Genomic DNA, 21147 nt, shown 5'->3' with positions numbered 1-21147 from the left:
CCGTCCGAAGTTAGTAGTTTCCAAGATTTTAAATCGATCACGTTGAGACCATTTTAAAAAAGTAATTTACTAGGAGAAATGAATGTCTTTTCCAAAACAGGCGCCATTCAGCAGGATCTTTTTTCTTTTTGTCTTCTTAATGCTTGTTTGTAGTTGTGGCGGTGGTAGCTCAAGCGATGGCGATCCAGATAGTAAAGCTTCTGTTGCTCTGCAGGATCCGGATGGCATTTTAGCCTCAGTCGACATTTCCACCATGGATGAACTCAAAGAAAAAATTTCCACAAAGGGGGCCCTTGCTCTGACTGTGGAAATAGGGAATGCAGAGCAGGATGTGTCCACTGAAAAAATCATCAGGCTTCTTAGAGACAATAATCAAAATCTTGAGTACCAGAAACTCCTTGATGAAGGTCTTAGCGCTGAGGTGGTTGATAAATTAAAACAACTGCATTATGCTCCGGTTGCGGTTGAACAATTTGTCGAACTTCCTGACCCTGATATTTTCCCGATGCAGGCAACCGATGAAGCTCTGGCCATACTGAATCGGGAAAAATTAAAAAAATTAAACCGAAAATTAAAATTAAGTGGCCAGACTGCCCTGAATCTGGACGATTTTCTTGCCTTGCAAAATGCCTTTCGCCAGGTAGATATTGTTGATAATTTTGGCAACCTTGATCAGCAATTTCAAAATGTTCCTGTTCTGGATACCAGTCTTGCAGCAACTCTTAGCGTCAATACAGTTGGCATGTATGACGTTAAGGCTGTTGGCATGTCTGCAGTCAAGGCTGCTGGCTTGTCTGAATCTTTGGAAGACGCCACACCGCAAGGTTACGTACTGGTCAATGCCGTAGATGAACTGAAACAAAGTGGTGGTATCGGCGAAACTCCTGCTGGTGAAAATGTCTGTTTTATTTCAAGATTGCCCAATCTGCCCATGCAGATTGCCAATCCCTGGGAACCCATAGATACGACGCTGGTCGGTTCGGATGGAAATGATGCCCTGGTTTCTTTTCCTGAAACCGGCATCGCCGTTATTGTAGCAAGCCGGCAGACCACCATTGTTGACAGTGACGGTGTGACGCTGAGTTCCGGAGACTCAACTGATACCCTGGTTTATTACCTGCCCATAACAAACAGTAACCGTTGCATGCCCTATCGATTTGTGGGTGCCAGTGCGTCATACAGTATCACGCTGGTGGATATGATAAAACCTGAGCGTATGACCGACCATGTTATTTCAGACGGCATGGAATACCTGAGCAATGGCCCGGCAGCCGAACTGTTAAATTCAAATACCATATTTAATGCAAAATCCTATACATTCAGTACCCTCAACTCCCATTTGTCTGATTTGACGGTAACCTTTGATCTGGATTCCAATGATGCGGCCCATGCATTGTTTAATTTTATCTTATATTCCCCATCCGGCACTGTTTATTCGGGCACTGAAAGGGATATGCCTGAAAGGTTTGACAGGGATTCGGGCATCTGGCGGTTGGATATTTTGCCGCCTGGCAGCATTTCCATCGTTTCCAACAAGATAGCGGGTCTGCCCCCCGCGGCTGTTGATGTTTTTAATAAAAAAACACTCGAAATGACAATCCTTGTCAATACCGACCCCCAGGTTCAAACCAAAGAATTCATGCTCGGTATTGTTAAAAATATTTCTTTAAAAACCCAGGGTGAAAACGGCACCTTTAATGAAGGTGAAGTGACTATTGATCTGAATACCAACATGGCACCCGAACTCCTGATCCCATCCTATATTGATGATATCGTCAATAGTGGTGATAAAATGAATGATACCATTGCCCTGTGGCAATGCTGGAGAAATTCGGAACAAACCGGTCTTGAGTTTGAACCCGACGGCAGTTGTTTCAGCTTTAGAGCGGAATTTCTGCGCCGCCAGGAGCTCTATGAAAGTGCTCACACCTATGATTATCAGAATGACCCTGAGATATACCAGTGCCGGGACCAGAATGGGGAAGAGGCGGTGTGTGTCCGTGGGGAGCTTGGGCCTTACAATATGCCTGAACCGATCTCCGAGGCGTCTAAGGTCCAGGTGGTCATGAACGATTTCTCAAAAGGAATGCAGCGCCAGTATCAGGATATCGAGTATTTAAACCTATTGTCCAATTACTATGACTTGTATCAAAACTGGAAAGACCGGACCGTTCAGGTGGACACGGCCCAGTTTCCCTATGATGGGTTGCCCTATAAAACACATGAATTTACAGGTTGTGCGGCCGGAGACACTGCCTGCCTGGCATCGGCACTGCAGGGGAATTATCCCCGCATACCTGTGGTTATGCAGACCGATCGGCCCATATTTGGTGTTCCCCTGGACCGGCTGAAAGAGAGCACCTTACCCATCACCTTTGATTATACGGCCAGTGACCAGGATGTATATGATATCAATGCCGCGAACTGGGCTTTTTTAAGTTATCTGGCCAGCCAGACATTCAATGTTGTGACGGGTAATTTTGTCGGCCTGATATGTGACAGTGTTGATCTGGTGGATGATCTTCATGATGTGGAACTGGCGGCACAGGATGATCCCCTGGGAAGTGCCAGAGCCAGCATTAACCGCTACTCCAGCAGTGATCCTTTCTATGGCTTGCACAGCCAGGACGCATTTGAATTTTTCATATCGGGTGTTCCTGAGCAGAATACCCAGGTGGACACCTATGGTCAAAAATTGAATTATGCCCAGATTGCCTGTAATTTAGCAAATCTCTCAAGTTCAGGGCTGACGTTTGCACAGAATGCAGATTCAGTTTTAAATCTGGATTATGAGGAGTTGGGAACGGCTGCAGATGTGTACAAAATCATCGGGGGAACCTCGACTGCCATTGGCGGTGCGCTGATTATGGCGGAAGCTGAAGAAATTGTTCAAAAAATCAAAGCGGGCGATATTGACGGGGCAAGAGACCTGATGAAAACAAGCAGCAATATTGATGCGCTGAATCAGGGACAGGACCTTTTTGATGATCTTGACAGTCTGCTATCCGGATATACGGGTGCGGGCTCTGCTGGAAATGGAAACAATGTTTTAAAATCAAGTGCCGGCTATTTGCTGGGCACCGATAAAAAAACCCGGGCCGAAGTGGCATTTGAACGCGTCAGTTCTGTTCCGGTTTCCAGCATATCCGTTATGCTCGACCGGGTTAAGATTTTGTCCAATTATGAGGAAGATGATGAGGCGGAGATCCGTTTGATTCCTTTTGTTGGGGTTATCAGCGACAAACCCAGGGTGGGAGATGAATTACAGACGCTTTTTACCGACAGTGAAGAGATCAGCGACGGCGACCACCCATGGAATTATCTTCGCTTTAACGATGTGGCGGACGGCCAGACACTTGAAACCCCTAATACCGTTCTCTATTCAGGTGGCGGGTATAATACGGCCGCACTCTATGTCGAACTTGTTGTCATGGAAGATGATTCCTTGAGTGTCGAAGATGATGACATGGTTGGTATCTTCAGCCAGACCATCAAACTTGAAGAGATCTTTAACCAGAATGCCGAATTCAAATGGACATTTTTAGGGGGCAGTGATTACGAACTGACGATCAGTGAATATCCGATCTACAACTCAAGCAACCAGCTCTGCCTGGAAAACCCCCTGAGTGATGATTTTGAACGTCAGAAAGCACACAATCAAAACAGAACGCCATCTGCCCTGGTCTCCATGACCATTAAGCTGACCATGGGTGATATCAGTGTCCTTCATCCAGTGGTGGATACCTCCCTTGATGTCGGCGTCATGGGGGCTGGCCGGGATACCTACTCCATGGAGATGAAAACGGTCAGTGAAATCGAAACCAGTGGGTTTAACCGTATTTTTGATGTATTCCAGGGTAACGCCATTGTGGGTAGCATTTATGATCAATTGTTGACAGCGGCGATTGTATCCTATGGGGTGGACCCCTATTATTTAACAAACCGGTTTACATATAATGTAAATGATTTTTCAGGAGACTTATTGCCCATAAAAGAGGGCATGACAGCATCAAGTTCTTTGGCAACGAGTTTTCGTAATGCTGGTAATGAAACGGTCAAGGAGTTGCCACTGGTCCAACTGCTCCCGGATAATCGACTGCTCTTTGTCATCTCCCATGATCAAGGTGCCAGAATAATGATTGTCAGTTATACCATCACCGGCGATATGACCCTTGAAACCAGCGTTTTGGTTAAAGATGCAGCGGATAATCCGGTCTACAGTCTGTTGAATGCAGCACTGTCACCGGATCGAACGCGCCTGATGGTGCCCTATGTACCAACGGATTACGCCGGCACTGACAAAACCATCCCCGCCTATCCAAAATTGAATTTATATGCGATTGATGGTGATACCATAACCCTTCAGTCGGCCAGTTCCTTTGGAAATGGCGTTCCCTTGACCAATGTCGAATTTATAGATGAATCCCATGTGGCCATGCTCACCCGAACACTCGTATTCGGCAGTAATGGTGATGCCTGGTGGCCGGACTGGGAAACCGTTCAAGATAATTGCAGCTGTGGCGATTTAGATTGTCTGTTCGAAACAGTGGGCCGGAATATATTATTGTTTACCATCAATGCCAGTAACCGGCTGGAGTTGACCGATTCCCAGGACATTTTCTATACACCGCCCTATGAAATATATCTAAAGGATTTCATTCCGCTTAGAACGCTGCTCTCCATGGATGACAGCAACAATGACCTGCAGCTTGTCTCAACCATTGAGGGCTACTCATCCATATTGCGGTTGGGACAGAAAATTTACCAGTTGAATCTTGAACCGTCTACAGGTGATTATTATTTTGGAAACAGTTCTTCCTATCAGAATACAAAATCACTGAGATATAATGCCGATGGTAACTATTACTGCGCCGATGGTATCACCTGTTCCGGTTATCTCCGGTCGGCATTGAATCCGTCAAGGGACGATACAAATGTTTTTAGAAGCGAAGATAAGATATGGTCGTTTGAATTTGCCGATACGGACCGGGACCTGGTCCTGGGAATATATGGCAACAATCTTCAACTCGTGAGTTTATACGATGGGGCCGCCTATAAAGGTCCTCAAATCAGCAGTGATATGTTTGATACAACAATAGAAATTGATGATTCAGGTGTCATCGACTTTTCTTTCACCGTGACGGACCGGGACACACCGGCGGACCAGTTGACAATGACGGTTACCGCCATAACGGAAGAGGCACCCGACGGCTACAGTGGAACCCATGTTTCGAACATAAATTCCACCACAGACAGTGATGGCGTTATTCATTGCGCAGGTACCATTACAATAGATGATATTACTAATATCAATCTTAGCCAGAAAATTCTGGTCAGTGTCACTGACGGCGTCTATACCTCACAACAATGGTTCTGGATAACCCATGAGGTAAAAACGATTATCGTTCCATTTGCAGATCATGATCACGGCACGGAACCGTGGGTCACCGATGGCACCCCATCTGGGACCCGCATGGTGGGCGATGTGAACGAGGGAACGGGAAGTTCTGTCTATTTTGATTTGGGTGGATTTTATCGACTCAAGGATGCCTACTATTACAGCTTCTGGTATGTGCCGCCCGGTGAGGACAGCTGGAACGGGTATGGAAAATTCTACAGGGTCACCCAGGACGGTGTCCATTTGGTTAAAGATTATTTTTCTGTAGAGCCCCGCTTGGCAGACAGTTTTACAACGTTAAACGATACGCTTTATTTCAAAGGCCACACAGATCCCTGGATGGACAGTGACGGCACCCTTTTGTGGACCAGCGACGGCACTGCCGCCGGAACGAAAATAGTGAAGGATATGGTTGCCGGTACGCGCCTTGATCAGATCTCAAGCCGGCTTTTTACCCTTGATAACCAGATATTTTATTCCGCAGCAACCAATAATGGCGACAATGACAACGCCCTCTGGAAGAGCGACGGCACAGAGGGGGGCACGGATAAATTACTCGATATTTACGGATGGAGCCCCTTTGGAGACGGGGGTGAAATAACCGATATGGTGCCCATGGGCAGTCATCTATACTTCCAGGGAACCGATCAGAACTATAACGACAGTCTCTGGATAAGTGACGGCACCAGTGCCGGCACACAGAAATTGAAAACCATCTTTGCCGATGGCTGTGATATCCGCAATCTCACCGCGGTTAACGATACCCTGTTTTTTGATACCCATACCCTGAAGGAGCTTTGGAAATCAGACGGCACAGAGGCCGGGACCGTAAAGATCCCCCTTACAGCAGCCGGTACCGTTGATAACTTAATTGCCTGTAACGGCAAACTGTACCTAACCATTAGCAATTACCTGTACACCAGTGACGGAACAACGGCCGGGACGGTCAGGGTAGATGGCTTTGGCGGTATTATCGGGTATTTTACCCCGGGTCCCAATATCTTTGTCCACAGTATGTTCTCCTTGAATGATATTCTTTACATTAAAACCGTTAATATGGGCACCAACCAATACTCGCTTTATGCCTTGAACCCGGCAACAGGCAATGATGCCATCATCGTGAACAGTTTGCCATATAACTCACTGAATGTGGTACAGTACCCGTTGGAGGATGCTTTGATCTACATCACTGATGACGGCATAAATACCGAATTGTGGAAATACAGTATCACCGATGGCAATGTTTTGATTCAATCAAACCCCAAGTAACCGGCATGGCCGGAGCGAGGTATGGCTCCGGCCTCAACGAATTTTGAAACGCCTTCATTGACAATGCTTTGGCGAGTGTTTCATATAAACCCACATGTCCTGGCGGACACAACGAAGCATGAAACTCGATAGCAGTAGGTAGGCGGGAACGGGTGTTACCCTGAACGGGTTAAATGGCAACGGTGGGCATGGACGCCCAAGGAGTTGCCATTTTCCTCGGAGCAGCCCACGGACGGGCTGCGAGAATGAGAGAAGGGTAACACCCGTTTACGGCTGCCGGTTTGAAGTGCGTTTCTTATAAAACCGGCATAGCCGGAGCAGGGTATCTGCCCTGGCCACAACGAATAATGAAAATGGTATTATGCCGCCGGGGGCTCTGCTGTCGACAATTTGAGGCTGCCTTTTCTTATCCCCGGGGACTATACCTTGCCCCAGGCATTTACTGTTTGCTGGAATATTTTATATATGGAGAACTGGGTACAATGGTGACGAAAAAATCAGATGACCTGCCCTTTAAAGGGCTGTATGCAATGGCTCCGGAATCCGAATTTACCTTTCAGGTGAGATCTTGAATCAACAACCGGCCGGTGCAAATCATCTGCTGTCGGGCGCTTTCTCGGCGGCTTTAAGTGCAATCCTTCTGACCCTTGCCTTTCCCGGACCGGGTCTTGACTGGGTCGCCTGGGTTGCCCTGGTGCCCCTCATGGTCGCTGTCCAGGGCATGGCCCCGAAACAGGGGTTTTATCTGGGGCTTGGGGCCGGTGTGGTCCATTTTGTATCCCTTTTGTACTGGATTGTGCCGACCATCCAGACCTATGGGGGTATCTCCCTGGTGCTTGCCATTTCAGTGCTTGTTCTGTTGGCCTTTTATCTTGCCCTGTATGTGGGGCTTTTCTGTGCCGGCATGACCCTTTTTTCCAGGCACTCGATCTGGATGCCCCTTGGGGCAGGAGCCCTGTGGGTCGGGGGTGAATACCTCAGGGCTTCGCTGTTTACCGGATTTCCCTGGGGGCTTCTGGGCAGTTGCCTTTACACGCAAACAACCCTGATCCAGGTGGCTGATCTGACAGGTGTTTACGGGGTTTCCTTTGTCATTGTCATGGTGAACGCCTCCCTTGCCAGGGCCTGGGTGCTCCATGGAACGAAAAACAGCCTGGGCAGAGTTGCTGTTTCCATGATTCCCTGTGTTGTGGCCCTGGTTCTGGTGGTTGCCTACGGCAGAATGCGGGTGGCGGAAATGGACCTTGCCATGGATGGTGCCGAAAAGACGAGGGTTTCTGTGGTCCAGGGCAATATCAGCCAGGCGGAAAAGTGGGACCTTCAATACCAGGAGTCAACCGTTGACACCTATTGTGATCTTTCCCGACAGGCAGCAACGGAAAAACCGGACCTCATCGTATGGCCGGAAACGGCCCTTCCTTTTTACTACGGCCTGGACCAGGCCCTGTCAGATCGGGTGGATCAATGCATTCGCCAGGTAAAAACCTGGTTTCTTGTGGGCAGTCCGGCCCTTGGGGAAAACAGCCAGGGATACACCTACTACAACCGGGCCCATATGATCAATCGATTCTCCGTTACCACGGACCGTTACGACAAGGTGCACCTGGTTCCCTTTGGGGAGTATGTGCCCCTGGGCCGCTATCTCTCTTTTCTTGGCAAGCTGACGGCCCAGGCAGGGGATTTCACACCCGGGAAAAAACAATCCCTTCCCCTCAGGTATGACAGGGGGTCGGCAGGCGTTCTTATCTGCTTTGAGGTGATTTTTCCAGGGCTTGCCCGGAATATGGTAAACAACGGAGCTAAAATACTTGTGACCATTACCAACGATGCCTGGTTTGGGCGGACATCAGCCCCGGCGCAACATTTCTCCATGGCCGTTTTCAGGGCTATTGAAAACAGACGGGCCGTGGCAAGGGCTGCAAATACAGGCATCAGCGGATTCATCGACCCCCTGGGAAGGATTATGGCAACCACCGACCTTTACACCCGAACGACCCTGACCCGATCCCTGCCCATGGTGAATACGGTCACCCTTTATTCCATTGCCGGGGATTGGTTTGCCATGATCTGCCTGGTTGCAATGGCCCTGGTGTTTATGGTAAAAAGAGGGTTTAGAAAAGTTTTTTAGTTAATAACGATCAGGAGAAACATCATGTCCACAGAACTCAAACAGGCGATAGCAGGATTTTACGAAAAAGCAGAACAGTTAAAGGAGTATCTTTGACCTTCCAGTCAAGAGAAACCGCCTAAGGGAGCTTGAGGGCATGATCGCCCAGGAAGATTTCTGGAACGACCCGGACACTGCCACGGCCAAGCTGAAAGAACGAACCCGGATATCTGATCTCATCGAGACCTGGGACAAGATTTTTGCCGAAATTGAGGATGCAGAAACCCTGCTTGAGCTTGCCCATGAAGAGGAGGACAAGGAGGTCGAAAGGGAAGTGGAACTCCAACTGAACCGGCTCGGGCAAAAGGTCAAGAAATTTTCCGTGGCCATCATGCTCGACGGTGAGGATGATACCAAGAGCGCCATTGTATCCATTAATGCAGGTGCCGGGGGAACCGACTCCCAGGACTGGACTGAGATGCTGTTTCGCATGTACACCCGGTGGATCGACAAAAAGGGGCTGAAACTTCAGATGATCGATTATCAGCCGGGGGATGAAGCAGGTATCAAGGGGGTCACCTTCAGTGTATCCGGAGAGTACAGCTATGGGCTGCTCAAGGTTGAGTCCGGGGTTCACAGGCTGGTCCGCATTTCACCGTTCAATGCCGGTGGTAAGCGCCAGACCTCGTTTGCGTCTGTGTTTGTCTACCCCGAATTAAAGGATGAGATCCGGGTGGAGATCGACGAGGGGGATTTGAGGATTGATGTTTACCGGGCAAGCGGTGCCGGCGGCCAGCACGTCAACAAGACGAGCAGTGCCGTGCGCATCACCCATCTTCCCACGGGGGTGGTGGTCCAGTGCCAGCAGGAACCGTCCCAGCACCGGAACAAGGAGATTGCCATGAAGGTGCTCCAGTCAAGACTCTATCAGCTCGAAAAGGAGAAGCAGAACAGGAAGATGCAGGACCTCCATGACACTAAGGATGATATCGCCTGGGGAAGCCAGATCCGTTCCTATGTGCTCCATCCCTACCGAATGGTCAAGGACCACAGGACCGATTACGAAGTCGGTGATGTGGACAGGGTCCTGGACGGAGATCTTGATCAGTTCATTGAAGAGACCCTGCTGTCGGGAAAGGTGAAATAGAGTGACCATGAATCCAAGGGATATTATCCATGAATTCTATCCCCCCGGATCCAAGGCCTGTGAAATTCTTTTAAGGCACGGGGAGCAGGTGGCCCAAAAGAGCATTGAGATCGCAGCCCTAACTTCCCATCCAGACCTGGATCTTGTTTTTCTTGAACAGGCCGCCATGCTCCACGACATCGGGATTTTCATGACAGAGGCCCCGGGTCTGGGATGCTTTGGCAGCCGTCCTTACCTGTGTCACGGTTTCCTTGGCAGGGAACTCCTTGACAAACTTGGCTTTCCCGCCCACGGTCTTGTGGCGGAACGCCACACCGGTGCCGGTATAACTGAGGTGAACATACGGGAAAACGGGCTGCCCCTTCCCCGGCGGGATATGATTCCTTTGACCACGGAGGAGATCATCATCTGTGTTGCGGACAAGTTTTTTTCAAAATCCCCCGGAAACAACATACGAGAAAAGTCCATGGAGACCATCATCAACGGGCTTGAATCCATTGATCCCAGCCATGCGGCCCGTTTTTCTGCCTGGGTCAATGAACTGATTCCCCTGGCAGTAAAGGGGTGACCCTTTTACAAAGGGGAAAAAATGTTGACACTTTTTTTCGTTCCTGAGCCCTTACCTGGTTCATGTACCACTTTCAGGGGTATTCAAGCCCATGGGATTTAGAATAAGGGGCTTTCGGGTTCTGTTGGCATGGTGTTTGCTGTTTTTCTATTGTGGTCAGGGCAGGTATTCTGCTCCGGTCATGCCGGTGGGTTCTATTTGAAAAAATTTTAACGGAGGGTTCGCCATGGACTATTGCGAGGATGAAGCCCTGTTTTCAGGGAAGATAGAAGGTCGAGTGGCTGTGGTTAAATTCAAGGAGGATCTTCTCCGGAACCTGACCTGCCTGATGGCCAAGGAGCGATTGTTCCAGTTTCTCGACCAGATTGAAAAGGATAAAAAGGTCAGGGTCCTCCTGATCTTTGGTGCAGCCAAACGTATAGACCAGGAGGAGTGCCAGGGGTTTTATACCAAATTTGCAACGGGAGAGGCAGGCCTTGACGATCTTGAACGGCTCAACAATGCTGTGAATCAGTTTGTTCTCAGGATGTCGGCCTTTGACAAGATGGTCATCCATGCCGGAAAGGGGCCGGTGGCACCTGTGTTCTTTAATATGGGGCTTGCCTGTGACTGGCGGATCGTTGGCGATGATACGATTTTCCAGAATCCCTGCCTGGACATGGGGCTGATACCAAAGGGGGGCGGGGTCTTTTTTTTCCAGAGGCTCATGGGAAGAGGGGTTACTGCAGATCTTCTCTATTCCGGACGGACCATTGATGCCCGTGAGGCATTGACACTCGGGCTTGTGAACCGGGTGGTACCATTGGATACCCTTGAGGCGGAAGCGTTGTGTGCCGCTCAGGATTTTTCCCAAAAACCCCTTCGAGCCATCATGGGAATTAAGCGACTGCTGAATTACCCCATAAAAGAGCTTGCCGATTTTCTTGAGCATGAGGATGAGGTGATCCGAAATTCTTTTATAAAGGCCCTTGCCCAGAAACGATGAGGGTGTCCACCTTGTAACCGGTGTTTTTATTGACCTTTCAGACCTGATTCAGGGTATAAAAAGCAGCTGATAACAGAAGATTGAGATTCCTGGGTAAAAGGGTTGAATGGGGTCAACCCATGTTTGCTTTTTTCCATGGGTTGACCTCTATGATTGCAAATTTTATAATCTGAACGAAACGGTCGGCCTTTTGGCCCATTCATCGTGTTGAACCATCAGTTTTTTATCTCTTCATCCCTGAGCACCCGGCGCAATACCTTGCCCACGTTGGATACCGGGATATCGTCCCTGAATTCGATTTTTCTGGGCTTCTTATAGGGGGCCATGTTCTCCTTGCAGAACTGGATCATCTCCTCCTGGGTCATGCTTTCGCCGGGTTTGAGCTTGATGAAAGCCTTGACGCTCTCGCCGCTTTTCGGGTCGGGAATGCCCACAACGGCCACCAGTTCGACCTTGGGATGGGTATATATGATATCCTCCACATCCCTTGGGTAGACGTTGAATCCGCCTACGATGATCATGTCTTTTTTCCGGTCCGTGATGACCACGTATCCGTCCTCATCAATGTGGGCGATGTCGCCGGTGCGAAAGTAGCGTTGTCCGTTGATGGTTTTGAACACTTCGTCATTGGCGTCCGGACGTTTCCAGTATCCCTTCATCACCTGGGGACCGCACACGGCAAGCTCGCCGTCCTCTCCCCTGGCAAGTTCGTGTTCTCCTGTCTCAATGTCCAGGATCTTGACGTCTGTTCCGGGCAGGGGAAAACCGATGGAGCCGATTTTGCGGGTCTCCTTGAACGAGGGGTTGATGCATACGGCAGGGGCCGTTTCCGTGAGGCCATAGGCCTCGAATATGATGGCACCTGTGGCCTCTTCAAATTGCCGGCACACCTCGGGGGGCAAAGGTGCTCCGCCGGAGAGACATCCCATGAGGGACGAGATGTCATATTTTTTCAGCAGGGGATGGTTGGTAAAGGCCACAAAAATGGTCGGAACCGCCGTCATAAAGGTGGGGCGATATTTTTCAACGGCCTTAAGAACGTCTGTAAACGGTGGTTTGCCAGATCTCGGGTCTGGAATGCAGACGAGCCTGCTTGCCGAAAGCACACTAAAGAGCAGGGCGCTGGTGATGCCGAAGCTGTGGTACCAGGGAAGGATTCCAAGGAAGGTGTGATAGCCGCCGTGGCGAATTTTGTCAGGCTTTTCATTTTTCTTGTGCACGAACCTGAAGTACTCTTCACAGGCCTGGATATTGTAGGTAAAGTTGGCGTGGGTGAGCTCGGCTCCCTTGGGAACTCCCGTGGTGCCCCCCGTGTAGAGCATGACGGCTGTATCCTTTTCTGGATCTATCTCAACGGCCGGGGGGGTGGGACGTGCGGCCTTGACAATGTCGTCAAACATGAGGTGGCCGGGTTCATGACGGTCGGCCTTGGGAATCTTTCCAAGCAGCGAGCCGATAAATGCTTTTGATTTTGGAAGGTAAGACTTGATGTTGCAGATCACAACCGTTTCCACATCACTGTCAACTATGGCCTTGACCGTGTTCTTGTAAAATTCAGGGTGATCCATGCAGAACACCATCTTTGCTTCAGAGTCGCACAGCTGGTGGTTGAGTTCCGTTGGCGTGTAGACCGGGTTGCAGTTGACGCAAACGGCCCCGGCCTTGAGGATGCCAAAGAAGATTTCGGGAAACTGGGGGATGTTGGGCAGAAAAAGGGCAACCTTGTCCCCCTTTTTAATGCCCTTTTCAACGAGGAAGTTTGCCACCCTGTCCGCCGTATCCTTGACCTGGGCATAGGTTTTGGTGGCACCGTTGAAAATGGTGAAGACATTCTCAGGATAGCGTCGGGCAGCGTTGTCAAGAACCTGGGAAAGGGGGTAGTGGAAGTTTGATATGTTGTGTGCTACGCCTTCCGGCCAGAACGGGGTTTCCCATTTTGATACGTTCATTTTTGCTCCTTAAAGTCGTTTCAAAGCCCGTCAGCAATAAACCTGTATTGCTGACGGGCTTTTTTCAATATATACAAACCTGTCCCGGTGGGGTCAGGCCTTGATCTCTTCATCCCTGAGCACCCGGCGCAGGACCTTACCCACGTTGGATACGGGTATTTCGTCCCTGAACTCGATACTCCTGGGCCGCTTGTAACCGGCCATGTTCTGTTTGCAGAACTCCTTCATATCATCCTCGGTGACGGTTTCACCTGGTTTGAGTTTAACAAAGGCCTTTACGCTCTCTCCGCTTCTCTTGTCTGGAATGCCTACCACTGCGGCAAGTTCCACACTGGGGTGGGTGTACAGGATATCTTCCACATCCCTGGGGTAGACGTTGAATCCGCCTACAATGATCATATCCTTTTTCCGGTCCGTGATCAGGATGTAACCGTCCTCGTCAATGTGGGCGATGTCGCCGGTGAGAAAATAACGGAGGCCGTCAATGGTTCTGAACACTTCGTCGTTGGCATCGGGGCGGTTCCAATACCCCTTCATCACCTGGGGACCGCATACGGCAAGTTCGCCGTCTTCTCCCTGGGCAAGTTCGGTTTCCCCGGTGGCAAGGTCCACGATCTTGACATTGGTTCCAGGCAGGGGAAATCCGATGGAACCGATTTTTCGCTGCTTCTTGTTGGTGGGATTGGCACTGACCACGGGCGTGGTCTCGGTCAGTCCGTATCCTTCGAAAATGGTGGCCCCGGTTTTATCTTCAAACTGTTTGCATACCTCAGGGGGCAGGGGAGCCCCGCCTGAAAAGCATCCTATAATGGAGGTGAGGTCGTATTTATCGATGTCCCTGTGATTGGTAAAGGCAACAAAGATCGTGGGAACAGCCGGCATGATGGTGGGTTTGTAGGTCTGAACGGTCTTGAGAACATCTGTAAACGGGGGCTTACCGGCCCTGGGGTCAGCGATGCAGACAAGCTTGCTTCCTGAAAGTGTGGCTGAAAGCATGGCACAGGTGATGCCGAAGCTGTGATACCAGGGCAGCACCCCAAGGAAGGTGTGAAATCCGTTTTGTCTGAGTTTTTCCGCAGGCTTGCCCGGTTCGTGGACATAGCGCCCGTATTCGTTCAGGGCCGTGACGTCGTAGGTGAAATTCGTGTGGGTCAGCTCCGCACCCTTTGGAACACCCGTGGTGCCACCCGTGTAAAGCATGACGGCCGTATCATTTTCAGGATCAATGGAAATCTTTGGAGGATTCGGGCTTGAAGCGGCAACCATGTCGTCAAACATGATATGGCCGGGTTCATGGCTGTCAGCCTTTGGGAGCTTTCCCAGAAGGGAGCCCAGGAATCCTTTGAGTTTTGGCAGATAGGATTTGATGTTACAGACCACCACTGTCTCCACACCTGTACCCTTGATGGCATTGACCGTATTTTTGTAAAACTCAGGGTGGTCCATGCAGAAAACCATCTTTGACTCGGAGTCGTTGAGCTGGTGGTTGAGTTCGCTTGCTGTGTATATCGGGTTGCAGTTGACACAGCAGGCCCCGGCCTTGAGGATGCCAAAGAAAATTTCGGGAAAATGGGGGATGTTTGGCAGAAACAGGGCAACTTTGTCTCCTTTTTTAATGCCCTTTTTTATAAGAAAGTTAGCGATCCTGTCAGCGGTATCCTTTGCCTGGGCGTAGGTCCTGGTGCCCCCGTTAAAAATGGTAAAGACATTGTCTGGGTTTTTTGCGGCAGCGTCATCAAAAATTTTGAACAGCGGAAACTTGTAATCAGGGACAGTCTTGGCAACTCCTTCGGGCCAGAAAGGGGTGTTCCAGGTTGGTACGTCCATCATTTTTCTCCTTTTGTTCAGGTCCTTAGAAATAGTGATGTTCCCCAAGGTTTAATTCCTGGTGGATCTCTATATTGCCAAAGCCTTGGTTTATAAAAGGATCTTCTCGTACAGGGCGAAGACCCACTCTTTGATTTTGAAAAAATGATCTGACAGCCGTGTCTCTTCTTCCTCCTTAAGGTTAAGTCTGTGAATGGCTCTTCGCTGGACAAGATATGCCTGCTTGATCTGTTCAGCCTCGGTATCGGTTAAGATCTTCTCAAGGGCCAGGGTCTCAATAATGCGTACATTGTCTGTCCATCGGGTGAGTGCCGGGTGGTCATGGCTGTACCGCAGAACCAGGTATTGGACTAAAAATTCAATGTCCACAATGCCTCCCTTACCCTGCTTGAGATCCACAACCCCGGATTTGAGATGTTTTTTTCGGAGACGCTCCCGCATCTCTTTTACCTCTCGTTTAAGGGTCAGCGGGTCTCTTTGTTTCCTGAGCACACGATCCCTTACCCTGGTAAATCGGTCCTGGAGCTCAGGGTCGCCGGCAATGGGTCTTGCCCTGACAATGGCTTGAATTTCCCAGGTCCATGCCTCTTCGTTTATGTAGGTTTCAAAGGCGTTGATTTCGCTGACGATCATTCCAGACTGGCCAGACGGTCTCAGGCGCATGTCTGTTTCGTATAGGGTTCCGGCAGGGGTGTGAACGGTGAGGGCGTGGATGATTCGTTGGCCGAGCATTGAGTAAAAGCGTGTGATTTCTATATCCTTTTTGCCCCCCCGGGTGGTGCCTTCCCCTCCAGAATGGATAAAAACAAGGTCAAGGTCCGATTTGTATCCAAGTTCAATTCCTCCAAGTTTTCCATAGGCAATGGCGGCAAACCCGGGGGACTCCCCCCTTTTCCTGTCCATACCCGAGGGGGTGCCGTATTTTTCTGCAATGTGGTCCCAGGCAATGTCAATGACCCGTTCAAGAACGGTTTCAGCAACATAAGTGAGACTATCACTCACCTTCATCAGGGGATAGTCCTGGTTCACGTCTGCCACGGCGATCCCCAGGGTGTTTGTATGTTTGAAGAGGCAGAGCTCTTCGATTTGAAATTCTTGATCCGAAGGGGGGATCTGGGACATTCTGCGCTCAAGTTCGGCTCTAAGCTCGTCCCGGGTGGGCAGGACAGGGTTTTTGCCCGGCCCCAGGAGCTCGTCCAGAAGGGCGGGATGCTTTGAGAGAAAGCCGATGATCCAGGGGCTTTTGGCGGCAAGCCCTGCAATCTGATCAAGGACATCGGGCTTTTCAAGGAGAAGCGAAAGGTAGCAGGTGCGTTGCTCAATGGTGACGACAAGGTCCACAAGCCTGGCAAGGACAGTTTCAGCATGGGGCTGTTCCCCGGCCTTCTGGATGATCTTGGGAACAAGGCGGTTAAGGCGGTTGCGTCCGTTGGCCGTGAGTCGTCGGGTGCTGGGGTTTGCCTCCAGGGATTTGAGCAGCCGGATTACCGTTTTCTTGTCTTTAAAACCAGGGATGTTATTGACCATGGTACAGCCGGCCTCGGCGTCATCAAACTGTGGATCGGTGAGATTCTGCCACAGGTAGCTCAACGGGTTGGTATCGCTGGGTGTCGGCTGTTTTTTTTCCACAAGCAGATGATTGAAATGGGTGTGTACGATGGAGAGGTGCCGGTTGAGCACATGGGCAAACATGGGCCAGGTGTCAAATCCCATGGACAGGGCAAGCCTTGATTGTTCTGTTGGATCTTCTGGAAGATCGTGGGTCTGGAGATCCCCGTACTCCTGGAGCCTGTGTTCAACCCTTCTGAGGAAGACATAGGCGTCTGACAGATCCGCCAGGGTCTGGTCGTCAATATAGGCCCGCTGGTTGAGCAGGGTCAGAATTTTCAGAATTTCCCTTGCCTGGAATTCGGGCTCCACGCCTCCCCGGATCAGCTGGAACAGCTGACCAAAGAATTCAATCTCCCGGATGCCGCCAGGTCCTATCTTGATATTGTTTCTGAATTTTTTGTCTTTGACCTGGAGGGAAATTCTTTTTTTCATGTCCCGGAAGGATTCAAAACTGCCATAGTCCAGGTAGCGCCGGTAGACAAAGGGGTTGAGGGATTTCAGTAGTCGGTTTCCTGCCGGAATGTCCCCGGCAATGGGTCTTGCCTTGATCAGGGCATAGCGTTCCCACTCCCTGCCCTGGGTTTGGTAATAGTCCACCATGGCACCAAAGCTTGCCACCAGGGGGCCGCTTGACCCAAAGGGCCGCAGCCTTGTATCCACTCTGAATATGGTTGTTTCAGCCATGGTTGAATCAAACACCCGTAAAAAATTCCTGCACAGTTTTGTGAAAAATTCTTCGTTGGTACTGCTTTTCCCATTACCATTAATAATGCCGTCCCATGGATAGGCAAAGATGAGGTCAATGTCAGACGAAAAATTCAGTTCTCTGGCACCGAGTTTCCCCATGCCGATAACAGCAATTTCCTGTTTTGATCCCTGCCGGTCTAAGGGCGTTCCGTGCGTGAAACAGAGTTTATCATAGAGAAGCGTAAATGTTTTGTCAACACAAGCCTCAGCAAGGGCGGACAAATCTGTTGTGGTACGCTCAAGTGTCGCTGTTCCGGTTAAATCCTGCCATGCGATTCTCACCATTTCACGCTGGCGCAGACGGGTGAGAATTGCCTTGAAATCCGTCTCGTCCGTGGTGGGGGTGAGATCCTTTTCAAGTCTGTCACCAAAGGTGTTGGGACCATAGGCCTGCTCAAGGTCCTTTGATTCAATCAGGTCAACAAGAATTTCAGGGGTACGGGTGACGGTGGATGCGATGAATTCGCTGAAGAGAAGTGCCCTGTCAAGATCGGTCTTAAAGGATTGCGTCTGTGGCAGGACGATTCCCCGTTGGCTGAGTTGTTCGTCAAGGTTGGCATGTCTGTCCCTGAGCTGTTTGGCCAGGGGGTCGGAAAGGTTTTTAAGTTCCATTTTTGTATCTTGCCCCCATCCGGGTTAAAATTGTTCACTATTTTAAGGCCCAGGGCGGATTTGCTGTGCTGCTTTACCCAAAAATGCCTATAGTGGATGGGAAAAAAACAAAACTATTGAAAAAACCGGTATTTTTCCCTATAGTATTGGATTTATATATTGCTCAAACCATTGAAAATAACAAGGAGAAAAAGAGAATGTGCCGTCTGTTTGCACTTACAAGCAAAGATCCAGTCTCTCCCATGGAAGCCATCAATGCCCTTAATGTTATGAAAGAGGGGCATGATGGTTCGGGGGTTGGGCTTCTGCTTAAAGATCTTGGGGGACCCTTTGAAGAGATGAAAGAGGCACCCATCCTCAGTGGTATTTTTACTGAGGAGGGAATCCGCCGTCTGGATCTGTTCATGATGAACCAGGGGTTCATGACCAAGTACAAGGTGAGCATCAAGGTGCCCAAGACAAAAATGTTTGGAATCCCCCGGCGCGGTCTCTATCTGATCAGGGCATATGAATACCCTGAAACCTGGGATGGTCTTGCCAAGGAAGAGATTGAGGAACGACTCATGGACACAAGGCTCAAGATCCGTGAGATGGGAGAAGAGAACAGGGACATGATCGTGTTCTCGTTCTGGCCGGATACCATTATGATTAAAGAGCTGGGCGATCCCATGGATGTAGCCCATTATCTGGGACTTGACCGAAAGGACCTCAAGGCCAGGATAATCATGGCCCAGGGCCGTCAAAACACCAACTACGCCATAAACCTCTACGCCTGTCACCCCTTTTTCATCAAGGGCTTCAGTACCATGACCAACGGTGAGAACACGGCTTTTATTCCCATCAAGAATTTTCTTTTGTCCAGGGAATATCCAGGATACACGGGGTACCAGTCTGATTCTGAGGTGTTTGCCCATATTCTTCACTACACCATGGAGACCCTTGGGCTGGGGATTGATGCCTATAAGCATGTCATTACCCCCCTTCAGGAGAATGATCTGAAGCAACACCCGGATGTGGCTTTCTTAACCCATCTGAAACGATCCTGCCGCCAGCTGATCATTGATGGTCCCAATTGTGTCATTGGTACCCTTCCGGACAATACCCTTTTCATGGCCCAGGACAGAAAAAAGCTTCGTCCGGGCGTAGTGGGTGGACGTCCGGGTCTGTTTGCCTTTTCTTCGGAGGTGTGCGGACTTGACGCCATCATTCCAGACCGGGACAAATCCTTTGACATTCAACCCATGCACCTTGATACCGCAATTGTAAGCCCTGACCGCCAGGAGGTAAAAATATGTCGTCAAACAGAACCATTAAACCTTCCTCTCTAAGTCTTAAGGATCTGCCCTGGCAGATCGACTGGAAAAAGGATAGATGCACCCTGTGTGGTCAGTGTACGGCTGTCTGCCCTGTCCAGGCCATTGAGCTTGCGGTGTTTCGAAAGAGAAATCTTGTCACCTCCATTCACAGGGTCGAGGACAACAGATCAACCTTTGATACCTTTTATGGCATCAAACAGAAAACAACCATAGCCGAGGCGTGCATCGGGTGTGCCATGTGTTCCATGGTCTGCCCCAACGACGCCATTGAACCCAACCCCCATCCCGGGACTCCCAAGCTTAAGTTCCATGTGAACCAGGGTGGGGAACCCAGGAAGCGGGGCGGTCGCCGAAATTCGACTGAATCACTGCTGGACCGGATCAAATTCATCCGGATCTCCATGCTCACGGACCCTGCCCTGGATGCCGGACGCCATGAGTTTGAGATGCGCACTCTTTTGGGTCGAGTGCTGCCGCCCAAGGAGAACATGGCCCGTCTTAAAACCCATGGCTGGATACCGCCGGTTCGGGAAATTTATCCCTTGATCATCGGCGGCATGAGCTTTGGGGCGCTCTCTCCCACTATGTGGGAAGGGTTGCAGATGGGGGTGGCCTATTTAAATGAAGAGCTCAACATGCCGGTCAGGATCTCCACGGGTGAGGGTGGCTGCCCGCCAAGGCTGCTGCGCAGCCGGTTCCTCAAATATGTGATTCTCCAGATTGCATCGGGCTATTTTGGATGGGATGAGATCATCCATGCCATTCCCCACATGAAAGAAGATCCCTGCGCCATTGAGATCAAGTACGGCCAGGGGGCCAAGCCCGGTGACGGGGGACTGCTCATGTGGCACAAGGTGAACAAGCTCATCGCAGCCATCCGTGGGGTTCCCCAGGGGATCAGCCTGCCGAGCCCTCCTACCCACCAGACCCAGTATTCCATTGAGGAGTCTGTGGCAAAGATGATCCAGTCCATGTCCATGGCCTGGGGATTCAGGGTGCCGGTCTATCCCAAGATTTCGGCCTCTTCCACCTCCCTTGCGGTGCTCAACAACCTGACAAGGAACGAGTTTGCGGCCGGTCTTGCCATTGACGGTGAAGACGGAGGCACCGGGGCTGCCTATGCCGTGTCCGTTGATCACATGGGGCATCCCATTGCATCCTGCATCCGGGACAACTACCTGAACCTGGTCAAGATCGGCAAGCAGAACGAGATCCCCATTTTTGCAGGCGGCGGCATCGGGAAAAACGGCAACATTGCCGCCAATGCAGCAGCTCTGATCATGCTCGGGGCCAGCGGTGTCCAGATTGGAAAGTATGTGATGCAGGCCGCAGCCGGTTGCATCGGCACGGAAAATGACCGGTGTAACGTGTGTAATCTCGGCATCTGCCCCAAGGGCATCACCTCCCAGGACCCCAGGCTTTACAGAAGGCTTGATCCAGAGGCCGTGGCCCAGCGTGTGGTGGATTTATTTGTCAGCTTTGACACGGAGCTTAAAAAGATCGTGGCACCCCTGGGACGCTCCACATCCCTTCCCATAGGGATGTCAGACGCCCTTGGCATTGATGATCGCGACGTGGCCGAGCGGTTGAACATCAAGTACGTGGTTTAGG

At 50.4% G+C, this 21147-nt stretch carries 10 protein-coding genes; 7 read left to right on the top strand and 3 right to left on the bottom strand.

The annotated features are described in order from the left end of the window. Window positions 1-82: 82 nt before the first annotated feature. The 5 genes from HRM2_RS23685 (at window position 83) to HRM2_RS23660 (ending at window position 11474) form a co-directional block, all read left to right on the top strand. Entirely contained in the window at window positions 83-6667 is a 6585-nt protein-coding gene (locus HRM2_RS23685) for a hypothetical protein (RefSeq protein ID WP_015906548.1), read from the top strand. A gap of 568 nt (window positions 6668-7235) precedes the next feature. Then, window positions 7236-8795, top strand: a complete 1560-nt coding sequence (gene lnt / locus HRM2_RS23675) for an apolipoprotein N-acyltransferase (protein ID WP_015906546.1) — start codon at window positions 7236-7238, stop codon at window positions 8793-8795. 24 nt (window positions 8796-8819) lie between these two features. Further along, window positions 8820-9921 (top strand): peptide chain release factor 2 gene (prfB, locus tag HRM2_RS23670; RefSeq protein WP_187149309.1). Its coding sequence is split into 2 segments (ribosomal slippage): window positions 8820-8876 and window positions 8878-9921, totalling 1101 coding nucleotides; the frame shifts between segments, so codons are not numbered across the junction. A gap of 7 nt (window positions 9922-9928) precedes the next feature. Continuing rightward, entirely contained in the window at window positions 9929-10489 is a 561-nt protein-coding gene (locus tag HRM2_RS23665) for an HD domain-containing protein (RefSeq protein ID WP_015906544.1), read from the top strand. A 226-nt stretch (window positions 10490-10715) separates the two neighbouring features. After that, on the top strand, window positions 10716-11474 hold the full coding sequence (locus tag HRM2_RS23660) for an enoyl-CoA hydratase/isomerase family protein (RefSeq protein WP_015906543.1): 759 nt from the start codon (window positions 10716-10718) through the stop codon (window positions 11472-11474). 215 nt (window positions 11475-11689) lie between these two features. On the opposite strand, the gene HRM2_RS23655 is transcribed toward HRM2_RS23660, so the two are convergent. From HRM2_RS23655 to glnE, 3 genes are all read right to left on the bottom strand, one after another. Next, complete coding sequence (locus HRM2_RS23655) at window positions 11690-13423, bottom strand: long-chain-fatty-acid--CoA ligase (RefSeq protein ID WP_015906542.1); 1734 nt, start codon at window positions 13421-13423, stop codon at window positions 11690-11692. A 93-nt stretch (window positions 13424-13516) separates the two neighbouring features. Beyond that, complete coding sequence (locus HRM2_RS23650) at window positions 13517-15253, bottom strand: long-chain-fatty-acid--CoA ligase (RefSeq protein ID WP_015906541.1); 1737 nt, start codon at window positions 15251-15253, stop codon at window positions 13517-13519. An 87-nt stretch (window positions 15254-15340) separates the two neighbouring features. Further along, window positions 15341-18220, bottom strand: a complete 2880-nt coding sequence (gene glnE, locus HRM2_RS23645) for a bifunctional [glutamate--ammonia ligase]-adenylyl-L-tyrosine phosphorylase/[glutamate--ammonia-ligase] adenylyltransferase (RefSeq protein ID WP_015906540.1) — start codon at window positions 18218-18220, stop codon at window positions 15341-15343. A gap of 197 nt (window positions 18221-18417) precedes the next feature. Here glnE and HRM2_RS23640 point away from each other — a divergent pair, with 197 nt between their 5' ends. Then, on the top strand, window positions 18418-19548 hold the full coding sequence (locus HRM2_RS23640) for a class II glutamine amidotransferase domain-containing protein (RefSeq protein WP_015906539.1): 1131 nt from the start codon (window positions 18418-18420) through the stop codon (window positions 19546-19548). Beyond that, window positions 19512-21146, top strand: coding sequence for a glutamate synthase-related protein (locus HRM2_RS23635; RefSeq protein ID WP_015906538.1), 1635 nt, complete (start codon window positions 19512-19514; stop codon window positions 21144-21146). Before HRM2_RS23640 ends, HRM2_RS23635 begins: the two co-directional genes overlap by 37 nt. Window position 21147 lies beyond the last annotated feature (1 nt).

Origin of the sequence: Desulforapulum autotrophicum HRM2 (assembly GCF_000020365.1) — a bacterium.
Lineage (GTDB): Bacteria > Desulfobacterota > Desulfobacteria > Desulfobacterales > Desulfobacteraceae > Desulforapulum > Desulforapulum autotrophicum.
Note: the sequence above shows the minus strand (reverse complement) of the source record. Positions and strands in the feature narration are given on the sequence as shown.